Annotated in this window: 14 protein-coding genes; 7 read left to right on the top strand and 7 right to left on the bottom strand. The window is 58.6% G+C overall.

What is annotated here, in order from left to right; translation table 11 throughout:
* Positions 1 to 17 precede the first annotated feature (17 nt).
* A complete protein-coding gene (locus tag D8B20_RS08465; RefSeq protein ID WP_145888452.1) occupies positions 18 to 1,046 on the top strand; it encodes a methionine synthase in 1,029 nt (342 codons plus the stop codon).
* 372 nt (positions 1,047 to 1,418) lie between these two features.
* Entirely contained in the window at positions 1,419 to 1,697 is a 279-nt protein-coding gene (locus D8B20_RS08460; RefSeq protein WP_145888451.1) for a VF530 family protein, read from the top strand.
* A 188-nt stretch (positions 1,698 to 1,885) separates the two neighbouring features.
* On the opposite strand, the gene D8B20_RS08455 is transcribed toward D8B20_RS08460, so the two are convergent.
* Positions 1,886 to 2,617: a YoaK family protein gene (locus tag D8B20_RS08455; RefSeq protein WP_145888450.1), complete on the bottom strand. Its 732-nt coding sequence runs from the start codon at positions 2,615 to 2,617 to the stop codon at positions 1,886 to 1,888.
* A gap of 190 nt (positions 2,618 to 2,807) precedes the next feature.
* Positions 2,808 to 3,335 (bottom strand): phenolic acid decarboxylase, encoded by a 528-nt coding sequence (locus tag D8B20_RS08450; RefSeq protein ID WP_145888449.1) that lies wholly within the window; start codon positions 3,333 to 3,335, stop codon positions 2,808 to 2,810.
* Between the two features lie 183 nt (positions 3,336 to 3,518).
* Here D8B20_RS08450 and D8B20_RS08445 point away from each other — a divergent pair, with 183 nt between their 5' ends.
* Positions 3,519 to 4,682, top strand: coding sequence for an esterase (locus D8B20_RS08445; protein ID WP_145888448.1), 1,164 nt, complete (start codon positions 3,519 to 3,521; stop codon positions 4,680 to 4,682).
* On the opposite strand, the gene D8B20_RS08440 is transcribed toward D8B20_RS08445, so the two are convergent.
* The 5 genes from D8B20_RS08440 to opgC are packed head-to-tail and all read right to left on the bottom strand — an operon-like array spanning position 4,679 to position 8,848.
* Positions 4,679 to 5,119 carry an ATP-binding protein gene (locus tag D8B20_RS08440; RefSeq protein ID WP_145888447.1) on the bottom strand — a complete coding sequence of 147 codons (441 nt, stop codon included), beginning with the start codon at positions 5,117 to 5,119 and terminating at the stop codon, positions 4,679 to 4,681. The genes D8B20_RS08445 and D8B20_RS08440 overlap by 4 nt on opposite strands.
* Positions 5,120 to 5,128: 9 nt before the next feature.
* Complete coding sequence (locus tag D8B20_RS08435) at positions 5,129 to 5,464, bottom strand: STAS domain-containing protein (RefSeq protein ID WP_145888446.1); 336 nt, start codon at positions 5,462 to 5,464, stop codon at positions 5,129 to 5,131.
* Entirely contained in the window at positions 5,454 to 6,692 is a 1,239-nt protein-coding gene (locus D8B20_RS08430) for a PP2C family protein-serine/threonine phosphatase (RefSeq protein ID WP_145888445.1), read from the bottom strand. The genes D8B20_RS08435 and D8B20_RS08430 overlap by 11 nt, the downstream gene beginning before the upstream one ends.
* Positions 6,693 to 6,702: 10 nt before the next feature.
* Entirely contained in the window at positions 6,703 to 7,620 is a 918-nt protein-coding gene (locus tag D8B20_RS08425) for a hypothetical protein (protein WP_261388078.1), read from the bottom strand.
* Between the two features lie 13 nt (positions 7,621 to 7,633).
* Positions 7,634 to 8,848, bottom strand: coding sequence for an OpgC domain-containing protein (opgC, locus tag D8B20_RS08420; RefSeq protein ID WP_145888444.1), 1,215 nt, complete (start codon positions 8,846 to 8,848; stop codon positions 7,634 to 7,636).
* A gap of 314 nt (positions 8,849 to 9,162) precedes the next feature.
* Between opgC and D8B20_RS08415 the strand changes: the two genes are divergently transcribed.
* The 4 genes from D8B20_RS08415 to D8B20_RS08400 are packed head-to-tail and all read left to right on the top strand — an operon-like array spanning position 9,163 to position 15,269.
* The gene (locus D8B20_RS08415; RefSeq protein WP_145888443.1) at positions 9,163 to 10,983 is read left to right on the top strand and encodes a glycosyltransferase family 2 protein; all 1,821 of its coding nucleotides are present in this window, start codon (positions 9,163 to 9,165) and stop codon (positions 10,981 to 10,983) included.
* The gene (locus tag D8B20_RS08410) at positions 10,980 to 12,320 is read left to right on the top strand and encodes a DUF3131 domain-containing protein (protein WP_145888442.1); all 1,341 of its coding nucleotides are present in this window, start codon (positions 10,980 to 10,982) and stop codon (positions 12,318 to 12,320) included. The genes D8B20_RS08415 and D8B20_RS08410 overlap by 4 nt, the downstream gene beginning before the upstream one ends.
* Positions 12,321 to 12,366: 46 nt before the next feature.
* A complete protein-coding gene (locus D8B20_RS08405) occupies positions 12,367 to 13,881 on the top strand; it encodes a DUF3131 domain-containing protein (protein ID WP_261388090.1) in 1,515 nt (504 codons plus the stop codon).
* Positions 13,866 to 15,269 carry a DUF3131 domain-containing protein gene (locus tag D8B20_RS08400; RefSeq protein ID WP_145888440.1) on the top strand — a complete coding sequence of 468 codons (1,404 nt, stop codon included), beginning with the start codon at positions 13,866 to 13,868 and terminating at the stop codon, positions 15,267 to 15,269. The genes D8B20_RS08405 and D8B20_RS08400 overlap by 16 nt, the downstream gene beginning before the upstream one ends.
* The last annotated feature ends 2 nt before the right edge of the window (positions 15,270 to 15,271 follow it).

Genomic DNA, 15,271 nt, shown 5'->3' with positions numbered 1-15,271 from the left:
ATACAAGGTTATTGATTATGAATAAATTATTACCGACGTCCTCTTCAGGCAGCCTGCCAAAACCCGCCTGGCTGGCTCAGCCGGAGACGCTGTGGTCGCCGTGGAAACTGGAGGACGAAATTTTAGCCGAAGGCAAACGTGACGCACTGCGTCTGGCGCTGGACGATCAGCGCCAGGCCGGTATCGATGTCGTCGGCGATGGTGAGCAGACGCGTCAGCATTTCGTCACCACGTTCATTGAGCACCTGAGCGGCGTTGATTTCGAGAAGCGCGAAGTGGTGAAGATTCGTAATCGCTATGATGCCAGCGTGCCGAGCGTGGTCGGTGAAGTATCGCGCCAGAAACCGGTTTTCGTTGAGGACGCGAAATTCCTGCGTCAGCAAACCTCGCAGCCGATTAAATGGGCGCTGCCGGGGCCGATGACCATGATCGACACGCTGTATGACAGCCACTATAAAAGCCGTGAAAAGCTTGCCTGGGAGTTCGCGAAGATTCTGAATCAGGAAGCCCGCGAGCTGGAAGCCGCCGGCGTGGACATCATTCAGTTTGATGAGCCTGCCTTCAACGTGTTCTTTGATGAAGTGAACGACTGGGGCATTGCGGCGCTGGAAAGGGCGATTGAAGGTCTGAAATGCGAAACTGCCGTGCATATCTGCTACGGCTACGGTATCAAAGCCAACACCGACTGGAAAAAGACGCTCGGCAGCGAGTGGCGCCAGTACGAAGAGATTTTCCCGAAGCTGCAGAAATCCGGCATTGATATTGTTTCGCTGGAGTGCCAGAACTCCCGCGTGCCGATGGATCTGATTGAGCTGATCCGCGGCAAGAAAGTGATGGTTGGTGCGATTGACGTGGCGACCAACGCCATTGAAACCCCGGAAGAAGTGGCCAACACGCTGCGTAAAGCGCTGCAGTTTGTCGATGCCGATAAACTGTATCCGTGCACTAACTGCGGCATGGCGCCATTGTCACGTCAGGTGGCGCGGGGCAAACTGAGCGCGCTGAGCGCCGGTGCCGACATTGTACGTCGTGAGCTGACTCGCTAAGCCTTCAGCAACGATGCGCATACACAGCCGCGTAGCCAGCAGAGCGCTGCCACGCGGCTGTGTCATTTTATGAAGCGACAGCCAGTTATGAAGCGACAGCCAGCCGCGGTAATCGCCGCAGAACGCCGCCAGAATCCCGTCTTTCCTGCATGTTGCCTGATGGCGCATAATGTATATTATGTTAAATAAGGTATCGGGTGACGTATTTCCTGTGTTGTGCTTTCCCGTGTGACCCCCTAACCAGCCTGATGTGAATCATGATCTGAAAACGCGCCGTAAACGTTCGGCGGATGCTCACTTCATCGTGCGGGTTGCCGCATTGCCGTTCCCTCACCTTTCCAGTATCCTGCCGTCAACATTTCAGAGGTTTTCATGAACGACCATCGATCCAACGATCCGCTGCACGGCATTACGCTTGAAATGCAAGTCAACGCGCTGGTCGCCCATTATGGCTGGGCCAGACTGAGTAAGCTCATCAACATCAACTGTTTTAAAAACGATCCCAGCGTTAAGTCGAGCCTCAAATTTTTACGCCGCACGCCGTGGGCCCGGGCCGAGGTTGAGGCACTCTATCTGGATTCACTCAATGATATGGCCAACAAACCGGATGATGCAGCGCCCAATCCCTGGACGCTGGGTAAATCAGGCTGAATACAGCACATCGCCGCTCAGCGTGCCTGCGTGCATTACGATGCTGTATCACGCCAGCACGTCTGCCGGCGCTACGCGTAAAAAACGCATCACTGCCCTGCGCTTTCGGCCAGATTTCACGTAGCGTTGCCGGTTTACTGTGCAATGCGATTGCGTTGCACGGAAAACCGGCTTCGTCTGGCTCAGCGTTACCAGAAGCGCACGCCGGTTAAATGCAGCGTTCGCGCAATGCCACCTGCAGCAATCAGTGCCAGCACGATACCCAGGCCGGTCATGGCTTCAAATCCCAGCAGCTTAAACAACAGATAGCCGGCGACGCAGCCCGACAAAAAGGAAAAGATCGTCACCATATGCGTCAGTAGCACGGTACGGTGCAGCGCCCGGTCTGCCGCTTCACTCTGACTCAGCGAGGCGCGCAGCCAGGAACCGAGCGCGATGCCGGCGTCGGTTAGCGTGCCCGTCACATGCGTGGAGCGCACCCGGCCGGAAGAAAGCTGCGTCGAGGTGGAATTGTGGATGCCCATCAGAAAACTCAGCGTCACCAGAATTTCGCCGTTATTGCGCTCTGAATACCACAAAATTTCAACCAGCGCGGTTAAGGCCAGCGCCACGCCTTCGGCCAGCAGCACCAGACAATATATGGTGCGCAGATTGCGCTTCAGCCCAAAGGCTACCGCAAGGCGTGACAGCATGGCGCCGGTGACAAAGGCGGCAATCAGTACGGCGAGAAACAGCAGATCGTGCAGGTCAGAGCCGGTCACCTCCGCAGAGATTTGTGAGGTGTTGCCGGTCATATGTGAAGGGAAAAAACCAAAGGCGCCAAACGCCATCGCATTAAGGATACCAGCAGTGGTAGCCAGTGTCAGCGCCAGCAGCCGGTCTTCACTGTGAGAACGGATTTTCTTCTTTCGTAGCAGCATACGTAGTCAGTCACTCCCGTTAATAACTTAGCGGTAATATCTCGTGCCCGTAATAAGCATAGCGGTTATAACGTCCCGGCGCGCCACTCTCCTGCTTTTATTAGTTATAAATCATCAGCATCGGCGAAAAGCATGCTGCCCGCGCCGATGCCGGGGTCACCAAAGCCTTTGCCTGCAGGCCTTCTGCGCCCTATTTGTCGTCAAAATAGTCAGCGGACATTTGTCCCGGCGGCATGTTAATCACCGCATCATTGTCCGGCCCTTCATTTTTCATATACGTCACCCGGGCAAACTCGGGAATGATCACGTAAGGGTATGCCGGCCCTTCATCGCGGAAACGGTGCATATCTTCAATAAATTCATTCTGATAGCAGATGGTTTTTTCCGGATGTTGTCCTTCACCGGCAATCCATTGCGGGAAGAAAATGGTACCGTGAATCACTTTCCGGTTCAGATCGAACAGCAGGCTGACGCAGGTGCCGGTTGGCTCATGCCAGTCAGCTTTATAGATGCCGGGGGCGAACTGCACGGCGTGCATGGCCTGCCCGGTGACCCAGCGTCCGCCGACCAGCCCCTGATGAATGCGGTAGTCACAGGTGGTGGCATTGCGGGCATACCACTCGTATTTCCAGCCGTTATCGTAGGTGTAAACGAAATGCGTTCCCACAAACCCGGAGAGATCCTGTGAAATATCGTCAAGCTGCGTGGTGTTTTCCATTGAATACCTCAGTCAGAGCGTTGCAACAGGAATAGTAAGTTATAGCGTCTGTGGTGAATTCAGCGCTCCGCTCGGCCGTTTTTTTGCGTCGCCTGCGTCTTTTGCTGCTCCGCAAGTGAAAAGCCGCGCTTCCGGGCAAAATCTGCCACACTTACAGGGTGTCTTTTTTGGTAAGGAAATCTGATGCGTTATCGCCCTTTACTGCCGGTTCTGTGTGCCCTGTGGCTGGGCCCGGCCTGCGCGCAGGCACTGCCGCAGCGGCCACCAGAAACGCTGGCACCCGCCAGCTGGATCTCCGCCGTGAATCCCGACAGCAGCGTCACCTGGCGGCTCTGGGCACCTGCGGCTCACGCGGTCGATGTCGTGACCGGCGCCACGCCCGACCGCTATGTCTCGCACCCCATGCAAAAAGACGATCAGGGCATCTGGTCGTTTACCAGTGCGCCGCTGCAGCCGAACTTATATGAGTACTTTTTTAACGTGGATGGCTTTCGCAGCATCGATACCGGCAGCGCCATGCCAAAGCCTCAGCGGCAGGTTAACACCAGCCTGATTCTGGTACCGGGCAGCCTGCTGGATGAACGTCAGGTTCCCCACGGCGAAATTCATACCCTGACATGGCACTCCACGGTGCTGGACCGCGAACGACAGCTTTCCGTCTGGGTGCCGCCGGGCAGCGACAGCCGCAAGGAGGCCTTACCGGTGCTCTACTTCTACCACGGGTTTGGCGATACCGGGCTTTCAGCGTTAATCCAGGCGCGGCTGCCGCAGATTATGGATAACCTGCTGGCAGAAGGGAAAATTGTGCCGATGCTGGTCGTGATACCGGACACTGAGACCGATATGGCCGGCATCGTGCCGGAAACGTTCGCGCCCGCCACGCGGCGTGACACCTTTTATGCCCGCAACGCGCTGGCCGCAGATAAGGAGCTGACGCAGGAGATCATTCCGCATATCGCGCAGCGCTACAACGTGCGCAGCGATGCGGAGGGACGGGCGCTGGCCGGGCTTTCGCAGGGCGGCTATCAGACGCTGGTCAGCGGAATGCGCCATCTGGATCAGTTTGCCTGGCTGGGCATTTTCAGCGGTGTCACCACCGAAACCGTGCCGGATTTTCGCGTCAGCGCGCAGCTGAAGAAGGCTTCCGCCGTCAACCACCAGCTGAAGCTGCTGTCGCTCTCCGCAGGCGAAGAGGACATCATTACCGGGCGCGATATGACCGCGCTGAAAGCGCAGCTTGAACAGCTGAAAATCGATCACGACTGGCACAGTTATCCGGCGCTGGGCCACGAAATGGATGTCTGGCGACCCGCTTATATTGAGTTTGTGCAGAAGCTGTTTCGCTAGTGCCCTGGCGGCAGCGCCCGCCAGAGCGTCAGCTGATTTTCCTCCGCGCCGCGTTGATAGTGCACGCTGTCAACGCTGGCAAAAATCAACGGCCACCCTCTTCCCCCTTCGCTCATGGCGTCCGGCCAGTCTTCCCCGGTCGGTGCGCCCTGCTGCAGTTTCTCCTCCGGCACCGGCAGTCCGGAATCATACAGCGTCACCGTGATGCCCTGCGCGTCGCCAGCAAAGCTGACGCGGTATGATTTCCCCGCGTCATCGCGATACGCATGACGTATAACATTGCTTGCCGCCTCGCACAGCGCCAGGTCCAGCGGATAGATCCAGCCTTCACTCAGGTGCAGCGGCGTCAGGAAATCCCGCAGCGCGTGGCCCAGCGTGGTCAGGCTGTTGAGCGTGGCGGGCAGCTGCAGCGTGACCGGGTGTAAAACGTGCGACATGGGTCCCCCTTACCGAAGCCGGCTCAGCGCGTCGTCGCGATCGGTACAGAGCGTAAACACCCGATCCATGCGCGTCAGCGTAAACATGCTGTTGATATTGCTATTCAGCGCGCACAGCACCAGCTGGCCACCGTTGCTCAGCGATTTCAGGATGGAGATCAGCGCCCCCAGACAGCTACTGTCGATAAAATCGACGCGGGAAAAATCCAGCACCAGCTGGTTATGCCCCTGCGCAATGGTGGCGAGAATCGCTTCTTTAAAACGCATCGCCACCGAGGCATCCAGCCGGCGCACCACCGGCGTCAGCAGCGTCACGTTATCAATCTGTTCTGTATCAATTTTCATTTATCTGCTCCTGTTCACTAAGCGGCTGCCGTTCAATCATCAGCAGCGAAATATCATCGCCCGCCGCGCTGTCGCTTGTGTCCGGCGACTGGCGCCAGAGATTCAGCCGGGCGTGAATCTGAGCCAGCTGTTGTGCAAGCGGCAGCCGCGCGTGCTCGGCCAGCAGCGCGGCGAAACGGGAGGCACCCAGCATCTCCTGCTGCGGGTTTTCACATTCACTGATGCCGTCGCTGTACAGACAGAGCCGCTCACCGGGCGCCAGCGTAAAGGAGACCTCTTCCCACGTCAGCGTATCCAGCAGGCCGACCGGCGGCCCGCCCTCGCCAATCTCACGCAGACTGCCGTCCGGCGAAACAATCAGCGGTGTCGGATGTCCGGCCTGACACAGCCGCCCTGCGCCGCTATGCCGATCAATGACGCCATAGACCATGGTGAAATAGCTGGTGACGTCACTGCTCTGCGCCATAAACCGGTCATTCAGGATCTGCACGACGCGGGCAGGCGGCGTAATCGCGTCGCCGTCATACAGAAAACGCTCGACCGTGCGGCCATGCAGAAACTGCCGCGCCACCGCCACCGACATCATCGCCGCAGAGACGCCGTGCCCGGAAACATCCACGCTGTAGAAACCTATCGCCTGCTTATCCAGCGGAAAGACATTGAAAATATCGCCGGAGACCCACGCGGAGGGAATAAACAGCCAGTCGGCAAAATAGTCGCCGTGACGCATCGCATGCGGCGGCAGGATGCTCTGCTGAAGCGCCGCAGCGGCCTGTAAATCCAGCTGAATTTGCTGCAGCGCTTCACTCAGGCTGTGATTGCGCCGCGCCAGGGTTTGCTCCAGCTGTAAGATGCGTTCGCCGGCGTGCAGCCGCGCCTGCAGCTCCACCCGGTTCACGGGTTTGCGCAGGAAATCATCTGCGCCGGCTTCAAAACCGGCGCGCAGATCGTCGGTGCTTTCCCGCACCGTCAGCAGGATCAGGTAAATGTAGCGCTGCTGAAATTGCTGCCGGACCTGACGACACAGCGTCAGTCCATCCATAACCGGCATCTCCCAGTCGCTGAGCAGCAGATTAATCGGATGCCGGGCCAGCATCGCCAGCGCCTGCTCGCCGTTTTCGGCTTCATAGACGTCATATCCCCACTGCTGCAGCAGGCCGGAAAGCAGCTTACGCCAGGTGGCGGCGTCATCCACGATAAGCACGGATTGCGGCTGTAACGTTAACATCGTGAGATTCCTAAAACGGTAGAAACCAAATCAGCGACACCGTCCCTTCGCGGAACTTTGCGTTGGCGTTGCTGCGGCCAGGAAAACGGGTACCGCTGTAGTTGCTGTACTGCAGAGACAGCGAGCCGGGCGTATAACCGGCATAGCCGAAGCTGTAGCTGTAGTCACCGTTCCACGGCTGCTGCTGATCGGATTGCGGATACCAGAAGGCCGTGGCGCGAATAAAGAAGTGCTGCTTAAAGGTGTAGCCGCAGCCTCCCAGCGCCACCTGTTTGTTATCGCGGATGCCATTGTCGGCCAGCGAGTAATAACGCGGCACCCAGCTGTAGCCGACCTGACAGGTCAGTGCATCCCCCTTGTTGATCAACAGATGACGCTCCAGCGCTTTCGGCAGCGAAAATTTCCATGCAAAGGTAAACGCGCCCTGCTCAAAGTAGGTACGCCGCGCGTTGCCGGAAGGGAAAAAATGGTTATCACCGTAGTTGCTGTACACCAGACTAAAGGTGTTGGGATGCCAGTCGTCATAGCCGAAGCTGTAACGAAAATCGCTGGTATATTTATCAAAATCCGTTATCGGCGCACGCATTGTGATATTGGCGAACCAGTAGCTGTAAGGGGAATATTGCAGGCTCAGGTTCAGCAGCTGATTAATTTTCTTTTTCTGCCGGGCGGATTCTGAGCCGTTAGGGATGGTCAGCCACTGATCCTTCAGGCCGCTGGAAAAGCTCAGCGCGCCGGAAAATTTATCCTTGTTACCGGAAAACAGCCGTCCCCAGCGGCTGGTAAAGACCCCCGCCTGAATGGGTTCATTGCTGGCCGACACCGATTCGTTATCGGTGGCCACTGCCCGTACCGGCTGGCTGGCCAGCGTAACGGCCACCAGCAGTAGCCATTGCCCTGTCTTCCCTGTCCGCCCGCAGTATCCCATCTTCGTTCCTCTGTTAATTCGGAATAAAACGACCGCCAATTTCTTTTTTCGCCATCCACCACAGCAGGGTCAGCGCCGCGAGGTGGATAAAGGTGTTGCGGATCCACGCGTGGTGCCACAAATCAAACGGCACAAACTGGCTGACGCCCAGCACCACAAACACATGCAAAATGAAGGTATAGAGCGAGTGCTGTCCCAGCGGGATCAAAAACCAGCCCACGGCGCGCGCAATGGGTTGCCAGCACCAGGTCAGCACCAGGTACACCAGCAGCATCAGAGAAAAATCATTCAGCACGCGACAGGGTCCGAGGGCGTTCTTCGCCGCCAGATGATGGTAAAACCAGTTGAAATCCGCCGGCGGAATCACGTGCATCAGCAGCGCCGGCGGCATAAACGGGTTGGTATGATTCTGTGCGATAAACATCATTACCAGCGCATACACCAGCATGATGCCGATGGTGATTTTGCCCGGCAGTGTGCGCGCCAGTGACATCAGCTCCTCTTTGTACCAGCCGCAGCACATGCCCAGCACATAAATCAGCTGCCAGGCCAGCAGCGGAAACGCAAACTCAAATTCTGAGACGGTCAGCCGCAGCGGCCACAGCTGATAGCTGACATAGCCCGCCAGCGACAGCAGGATCAGCCAGCCGGCCCGGCGCGCCTGCAGCAGCCACAAAAACAGCGGACTGGCCAGCAGCAGGCAGATATACAGCCCGAGGATCTGTGTCTGATGGGGCCCGATTTGCAGATACAGGATGATGTTGAACCAGGTCTCCTTGATCTGCGGCGTGGTGGGAAACAGCGCCCACACCGTGCCCGCGTAGCGATCAACAAAGTGCGTGACCTCAAAGGTATTTACGAACGGCAACCGGGAAAGCAGCAGCATCAGCAGGATAATGAGGATGTTAACCAGGTATATTTTCCCTGCCCGCCGCCATAGCGTCCAGCCGATGGTCAGCAACACCTCTTTCTGCAGCCGCTGCCGGTTGAGCATCCCCAGCATAAACCCGGAGAGGATGACAAACCCCTCGGCACCGGTGGTCAGGCCAAAGCGCTCCCAGGTAAAGATATTCAGCACCGACAGCAGTTCGGTATGCGCCACCACCATCATCACTAACGCAATGCCACGCAACATATCGATGCGCAGATCGCGCCGTCCCGGAATAGCGTAACGCCATGCGCGTATGTCGGTGGAAGCGGGTCTGGCGGTGAGCACCTGATCGGCCATAAAGCATTAACCCCGGTGAAGATAATCATCTTAAAAGCATAAGCAAAGCCACAGATAAGCGTGTAAAAATAAGTGTAGCCGTGTTGCAGGTTAAGTCACGCGTCGGGTAAAAATTTCAAATAATTCCTGTAAATAACTGTAATTTATTACTATAACTAGCAGGATGGGAGAGCGGCGTGCATTATGTACCAGCCAGCCGCCCGGCTTAAAACATAAGAATTTTTCATAAATTATATTAAATATCATTTATTTAATTTGCGTCAGGGCTGACACCGGGTGGGATGACAAACCTTTAGGAAAGGTGACGGGGCGCTATGGAACACTACTTTTCACGCTTTGAATCGCGACGGCCGCCCGCGCCGTTGCAGACGCCGCGCTGGGTGATGTACACCTGGCAGACGCTGGCGGTTGCCGGGCTGATTCTCGGTGCCAATTACATTCGCTGGCGCTGGATGGAATCGCTGAACGTGGATGCGCTGTGGTACGCCGTACCGCTGGCGCTGGCGGAAACCCTGGCGTGGGTGGGCACGCTGCTGTTTACCATCAATATCTGGCAGGTCCGCGATCCGGCCTGCCCACCGCCGCCGGAGACGATCAATCAGTGCCTGCTGCCCGCCGACCAGACCCTCGATCGGCCGGTGAAAGTCGATCTGTTTATTGCCACCTATTCTGAAGATCCGGAGCTGGTCAGGCTCTCTATTCAGGATGCGTGCAAAATGCGCTATCCGGCGGCGCTGGATTTCACCGTACACGTGCTGGACGACGGCCGCCGCGCGGAGATGCGCGCGGTGTGTGAACAGGAAGGCGTCAGCTACATCACGCGTGATAACAACATCGGCTTCAAAGCGGGCAATATTCGTAACGGCATGGAGCAGACTGACGGCGATTTTCTGGTGATCTGCGATGCGGATACGCGCGTCTTTCCGACGCTGCTGCAACACACGCTGGGCTATTTCCGCGATCCGGACGTCGCCTGGGTGCAGACGCCACAGTGGTTTTATGATTTGCCGGAAGGCGAGCGGCTGCCAGTGTGGCTGAAACGCAAAGCGGGCTGGCCCGGCTTTGTGCTGGGCAGCCTGAGCGAGAAGCTGTTTGGCCGGCTGACTATCGGCAGCGATCCGTTCTTCAACGACCCGCGCATGTTTTATGACGTGATTCTGCGCCGCCGTAACTGGGCCAATGCGGCGTTCTGCTGCGGCGCGGCCTCGGTGCACCGGCGTGAAGCGGTGATGCAGGCAGCACTGCGCAGCTATGCCTTCAACGTTGAAGAGGAGATCGCGCGCTATACCCGTGATATTCGCGACGAAGAGACGCGCGCCGCGCTGAGCCTGGCCATGCGCCCGCATGTGATTGCCGACACCGAACTTACGCCCTACAAATTTCACGTCTCTGAGGATATTTATACCTCGATCGTGCTGCACGGCGATGCCGGGCGACGCTGGCGCTCTGTCATGCACCCGGGCATTGAATCGAAAATGCTGTCGCCACAGGACCTGCTGACATGGATGATTCAGCGTTTTAAGTATGCCGCGGGCTCGCTGGACATTCTGTTCCACGATAAGATCTTCAGCCGCCGGCGCTTCAGGCTGAGCCTCGGTCAGACGCTGATGTATGGCACCACCTTCTGGTCCTATCTGGCCTGTATCTGGAACACCGTCTTTCTGATCTCGCCGCTGGTCTACCTGTTCACCGGCATCCCGCCGGTGTCTGCCTACTCCACGCCCTTCTATCTGCATTTTCTGCCGTTTTTTATTGTCTCGGAGCTGGCGTTCATGTTTGGCACCTGGGGTATTTCCGCCTGGGACGGACGATCCTCCTACCTGGCGTTCTTCTCGGTGAATTTACGCGCACTCAGCACCGTGCTGCGCGGGGAAAAGATTAAGTTTCACGTGACACCAAAAGAGCGGCAGTCCGGTCGTTTCCTCTATCTGGTGAAACCGCAGCTGGCGATTGTGCTGCTTACCCTGCTCGGGCTGATCTGGGGCGGGATTCAGGTGGCGCGCGGCAATGTGGACGATCCCTCGGGCTACGTTATCAACATCTTCTGGGGCGCGGTCAATATCGCCGCGATGTTACCCATGATCATGGCGGCAATGTGGACGCCACCTGACAGCGAGGAGACCCGGGCCGGATGAGTCTTAAAGCGGGGTTATACAGTGCGCGCAGTTACCTGACAATCCTGATTGGTTTTCTGATCGGGTTCGCCATTGTGCTGTGGGTGGAACATCAGATGCCGACGCGGGTGGAAACCACCGACGGCATCATACTGAGCAAAGATTTTCCACCGCTGCCCGCTGAGCGCGCGCTGACGTTTGATGAGGCGGTCTGGGCGCGCGTCGCCTGGCAATATTTTGTCAACAACACCCAGCCAAACGGGCTGGCTAACGCGGAAGCGGACACCCCCTGGCTCAGCCTGTGGAGCAGCGGCAGTTATCTGCTGGCGACCATCGCGGCACGTCAGCTTGATATCATCCCGGACAGCGAGTTTGACGATCGCATCAGCTCGGCGCTGGACGCGCTGGGCCAGCTGCCGCTGCAGGCGGACGGATTGCCGGCGGCGTTTTATCAGGCCGATACGCTGACGCCGCTGATACAGGACCCGCCGGTCAACGGCTCCGCCATTGATATGGGGCGTCTGCTGATGCCGCTGCAGGTGCTGGTATGGCGCTATCCGCAGCATGCCGCCGCGGTGCAGCAGCTGCTGGCGCACTGGCAGCTCAGTGCCCTGTTACAGAGCAGCGGTGCGCAGGCCGCCAGCCTGCCGGTAAACCGCTGGGTGATTTCACCGGACGATCCGCGCGGCAGCTATGGCTATCGCCTGTACGCCGGCAGCGTGCTGCGTCTGATTAACAGCGCGGCCGGTCTGGCCGTCAGCCAGCCGCCGGATGGCCTGAAGCTGATCGATATCGACGGCCATGCCGTGCCTGATGAGGGATTGCGTACGCCGTGGGGCAAGCAGCCGGCATTGATCAGCCAGCCCTATCTGCTTACCGGACTGGAGCAGGGTTTCGATGCACGCAGCGCAGAAATCAGCTGGCGCATTATGCAGATTCTGCAACAGCGCACCGGCAAACCGGACGCGCGCGGCGATATCAATGCCGACTACGCCGAACAGGCACCCGATTTTACCGGCAGCCTGCCGGGCAAACAGCCCCTGCCGCTGCAGGAGCAAACCGACACCACGCGTGCCACCTTACCCGAGCGCGCGCTGCTCTCTACCCGCTCGGCGTTTGCCTGGTACGCCCTGTTCCGCAATCGCTGGAGCGAAGCGCTGCGCCAGCAGATGCTGCCAATGCTGGAGCCCGGCAAAGGCTGGAAAGCCGGCTTTAATCCGGACGGCAGCCCGAACGCCGCCCTCACCGCCGATACCAACGCGATGGTGCTTGAGAGCCTCTCCTACATCGCCCACGGCCAGTTACTTTGTCTGGGCTGCCTGCATTCCACGCCAGCCACCGACCGTCATAAGGAGTAAGACCGCAATGAGCGTGCTATCACTACATTTGTCTGGGTTGCGCAGGATGCTGCTGCTGGTGCTGGCGTTACTCGCCCCGTCGCTGCAGGCGGCGGTCAGCCTGCCCGCCTCGGACTATAAAAGCCGCCACGGCGATCTGACGCCGCGTGAAATGCGCGTGGCAAAAAACGCCTGGTCTTACTTCGTCGCGAACTATCAGCCCACCACCGGGCTGGTGAACGCGGTCAACAAATACCCCTCCACCACCATGTGGGACAGCGCCTCCTATCTGGCTGCGCTCACCGCAGCGCGCGAGCTGGGGCTGATTGATAAAGCGGAGTTTGATCGCCGTTTTCTGCAGTTTATGGCCACGCTCAACAAGCTGGTGCTGTTTCAGAATCAGGTGCCGAACAAAGCGTATAACACCATCACCGGGCAAAAGGTGGACTACCTCAACAAGCCGGGTGAGATCGGCTTTTCGGCCATCGATATCGGCCGCATGCTGCTGTGGCTGAAAATTATTAAAGAGCGCTATCCGGAGCACGCCAACAATATCGATAACGTGGTGCTGGGCTGGGATTTCACCCACGTGGTGGATGACTGCGGCACGCTGTACGGTGCTTATCTGGATAAGGACAAAAAGCCGCAGTATGTGCAGGAAGGCCGCCTGGGATATGAAGAGTACGCCGCCTCCGGCTACCAGCTGTGGGGGTTTACCACCTGCCAGGCAAGCAAGCCGGAGCCCTACGCGCTGGCCGATATTTACTGCGTACTGGTGCCTTATGATTCGCGCGATCCGCGCCTGACCAATCAGCACAATTATGTGGTGACCGAATCCTACCTGCTGCACGGGCTGGAGATGGGCTGGGACAACGCCGACGATCGGGAAGAGCGTCCAAACAACCACTCGCACCCGTGGATGAAGAACTTCGCCGACCGCGTGTATCAGGCGCAGGAAAACCGCTACATGATCACCGGCACGCTTACGGCGCGCTCGGAACACCAGCTCGATAAAGCCCCGTACTTCGTTTATGACACCATCTTCAGCGACGGCTTTAACTGGAACACCATCACGGATAAAGGTCAGTACGTGCCGAATGTAGCCGCGGTTTCGCTGAAAGCCGCGCTGGGCATGTGGGTGCTGTGGGATTCGCCCTACACCGACCGCCTGTTTGATGCGATAGAAAACGCCGATGAACCGGACAAAGGCTACTACGAAGGCCTGTATGAAAACGGCGACGGTCCGATCAAAGAGTTCACCGCCAACAACAACGGCATCATGCTGGAAGCGCTGATGTTTAAAAAACAGGGCAAGCTGCTGCGCTTCAATACCAACGACCCGCGCAATACAAGCTATGCCCCGTCGCTGTGGGAAAAGCGTCTGGTGGATGTGTTTGAGCAGAACAACGAGCCGCGCAACCGGCCGTTCCTCAGCGTTACGCCGGGCATCAAAACCTGGTGCGATCAGACCGGCACGGCGGTACGCACCGCGCCGAAATGCAGCGCCTGTAAATGCGCCCGCTGTGACAGCTCCGCGCCTGTGAAATTACCGCCGGTAGCCACCTCATGCCTAAAACAGTAATTCGCCTTGCCGGGTTATTACTGCTGCTGGCGGTGGCGGGCAGCGCCTGGCTGCTGGCGCGGCACGACGCCGCCGGCTGGCGCTGGCTGACGCACGGTGGCTGGCACACCAGCGCGCGCACCGGTGCGCTGACCGATGAAGAGCAGCGCTGGGCGGCCGTCGCCTGGCGTTACTTTGAAAACAACCAGCAGAGCAGCGGCCTGGTCAACGGCAGCGACAGGCGCCAGGTGACCAGCCTGTGGCAGATGGGTGACAGCCTGATTGCGCTGACCGCGGCGCGCGAGCTGCGGCTGATTGATGATGCGACGTTTGACCGCCGCCTGACGCAGCTGCTGGGCAGCCTGAACCGCCTGCCGCTGACGCAGAGCGGCATACCTAACCTGCTGTATAACACGCAAACCCTCGCCATGGTTGGCTACCGCAATACGCCGCAGGTCATTGGCTGGTCCTCGCGCGATCTGGCGCGGCTGATGATGGCGCTGCGCATTGTGGCGGCGTTTCATCCGCAGTACAGCGAATACCTTGAGCGCGTGGTGCTGCGCTGGAACTTCTGTCCGGTGGTGGATAAACAGGGGCAGCTCAACGCCGCGCTGGCCGAGCAGCAGCAGCTGCGCGTGCGGCCGGAAGGACGGCTCGGTGACAGCGAATACAGTGCGGCGGGCCTCGGGCTGTGGGGCTTTGCCAACGATCGCTCGCTGCGCCCGCCGGCTCAGCACGTGATTATTTACGGACTGGCGCTGGATGTGGACAGCCGCGATCCGCGCACCACCTGGACCCCCAGCGCCATTACCACGACGCCCTATGTGCTGAGCGGACTGGAGTATGGCTGGGAGCTGCCAGGGGCCGACCGCGAGATCATCCGGCAGCAGCGGCAGCGCGCCAGCAACGTCTATCGCGCTCAGGAGCTGCGCTGGCAGCGTGAAGGCATTCTGACCGCGCGCAGCGATTTTACCCTTGCGGCACCGCCCTGGCATGTCAATGACACCCTGTTCGCCAACGGCTACGCGTGGAACACCCTGGCCGACGACGGAAAATGGGTGCCCACGCTGGCACAGGTCTCAACGCGCGCGGTGTTTGGCCTGTGGGCGCTCTGGCAGACGCCCTTTACCGATGCGCTGATGCAGATGACGCGCCTGCAGTATGACGATAAGCGCGGCTGGTATGAAGGGCGCGTGGAGGCGACCGGCGATTACAACCGCGCCATCACCCTCTCCACCAACGCGATGGTGCTGGAAGCGCTGCTGTTCAAAGCCAATATGGGGCCGCTGCTGGGCAGCGCTACGCTGCCTGCCGACAGCTATTTCCGCCGCCAGACAAACGATCCTTTTAACCCGCCTTCGCGCTGCTTTCCCTTTGTAAAGGGTGAAACCGCGCCGGCCAGCGATTAAGG

It is taken from the genome of Candidatus Pantoea soli, assembly GCF_007833795.1.
GTDB lineage: Bacteria > Pseudomonadota > Gammaproteobacteria > Enterobacterales > Enterobacteriaceae > Pantoea > Pantoea soli.
Note: the sequence above shows the minus strand (reverse complement) of the source record. Positions and strands in the feature narration are given on the sequence as shown.

Excerpts from the sequence above, each read along its gene's own strand:
- D8B20_RS08405 (WP_261388090.1), top strand. The coding sequence starts at position 12,367 with ATGCTGCTGCTGGTGCTGGCGTTACTCGCCCCGTCGCTGCAGGCGGCG.
- opgC (WP_145888444.1), bottom strand. The coding sequence starts at position 8,848 with ATGGCCGATCAGGTGCTCACCGCCAGACCCGCTTCCACCGACATACGC.
- D8B20_RS08400 (WP_145888440.1), top strand. The coding sequence starts at position 13,866 with ATGCCTAAAACAGTAATTCGCCTTGCCGGGTTATTACTGCTGCTGGCG.
- D8B20_RS08450 (WP_145888449.1), bottom strand. The coding sequence starts at position 3,335 with ATGGAAAACACCACGCAGCTTGACGATATTTCACAGGATCTCTCCGGG.
- D8B20_RS08415 (WP_145888443.1), top strand. The coding sequence starts at position 9,163 with ATGGAACACTACTTTTCACGCTTTGAATCGCGACGGCCGCCCGCGCCG.
- D8B20_RS08440 (WP_145888447.1), bottom strand. The coding sequence starts at position 5,119 with ATGTCGCACGTTTTACACCCGGTCACGCTGCAGCTGCCCGCCACGCTC.
- D8B20_RS08455 (WP_145888450.1), bottom strand. The coding sequence starts at position 2,617 with ATGCTGCTACGAAAGAAGAAAATCCGTTCTCACAGTGAAGACCGGCTG.
- D8B20_RS08410 (WP_145888442.1), top strand. The coding sequence starts at position 10,980 with ATGAGTCTTAAAGCGGGGTTATACAGTGCGCGCAGTTACCTGACAATC.
- D8B20_RS08430 (WP_145888445.1), bottom strand. The coding sequence starts at position 6,692 with ATGTTAACGTTACAGCCGCAATCCGTGCTTATCGTGGATGACGCCGCC.
- D8B20_RS08435 (WP_145888446.1), bottom strand. The coding sequence starts at position 5,464 with ATGAAAATTGATACAGAACAGATTGATAACGTGACGCTGCTGACGCCG.
- D8B20_RS08465 (WP_145888452.1), top strand. The coding sequence starts at position 18 with ATGAATAAATTATTACCGACGTCCTCTTCAGGCAGCCTGCCAAAACCC.
- D8B20_RS08445 (WP_145888448.1), top strand. The coding sequence starts at position 3,519 with ATGCGTTATCGCCCTTTACTGCCGGTTCTGTGTGCCCTGTGGCTGGGC.
- D8B20_RS08425 (WP_261388078.1), bottom strand. The coding sequence starts at position 7,620 with ATGGGATACTGCGGGCGGACAGGGAAGACAGGGCAATGGCTACTGCTG.
- D8B20_RS08460 (WP_145888451.1), top strand. The coding sequence starts at position 1,419 with ATGAACGACCATCGATCCAACGATCCGCTGCACGGCATTACGCTTGAA.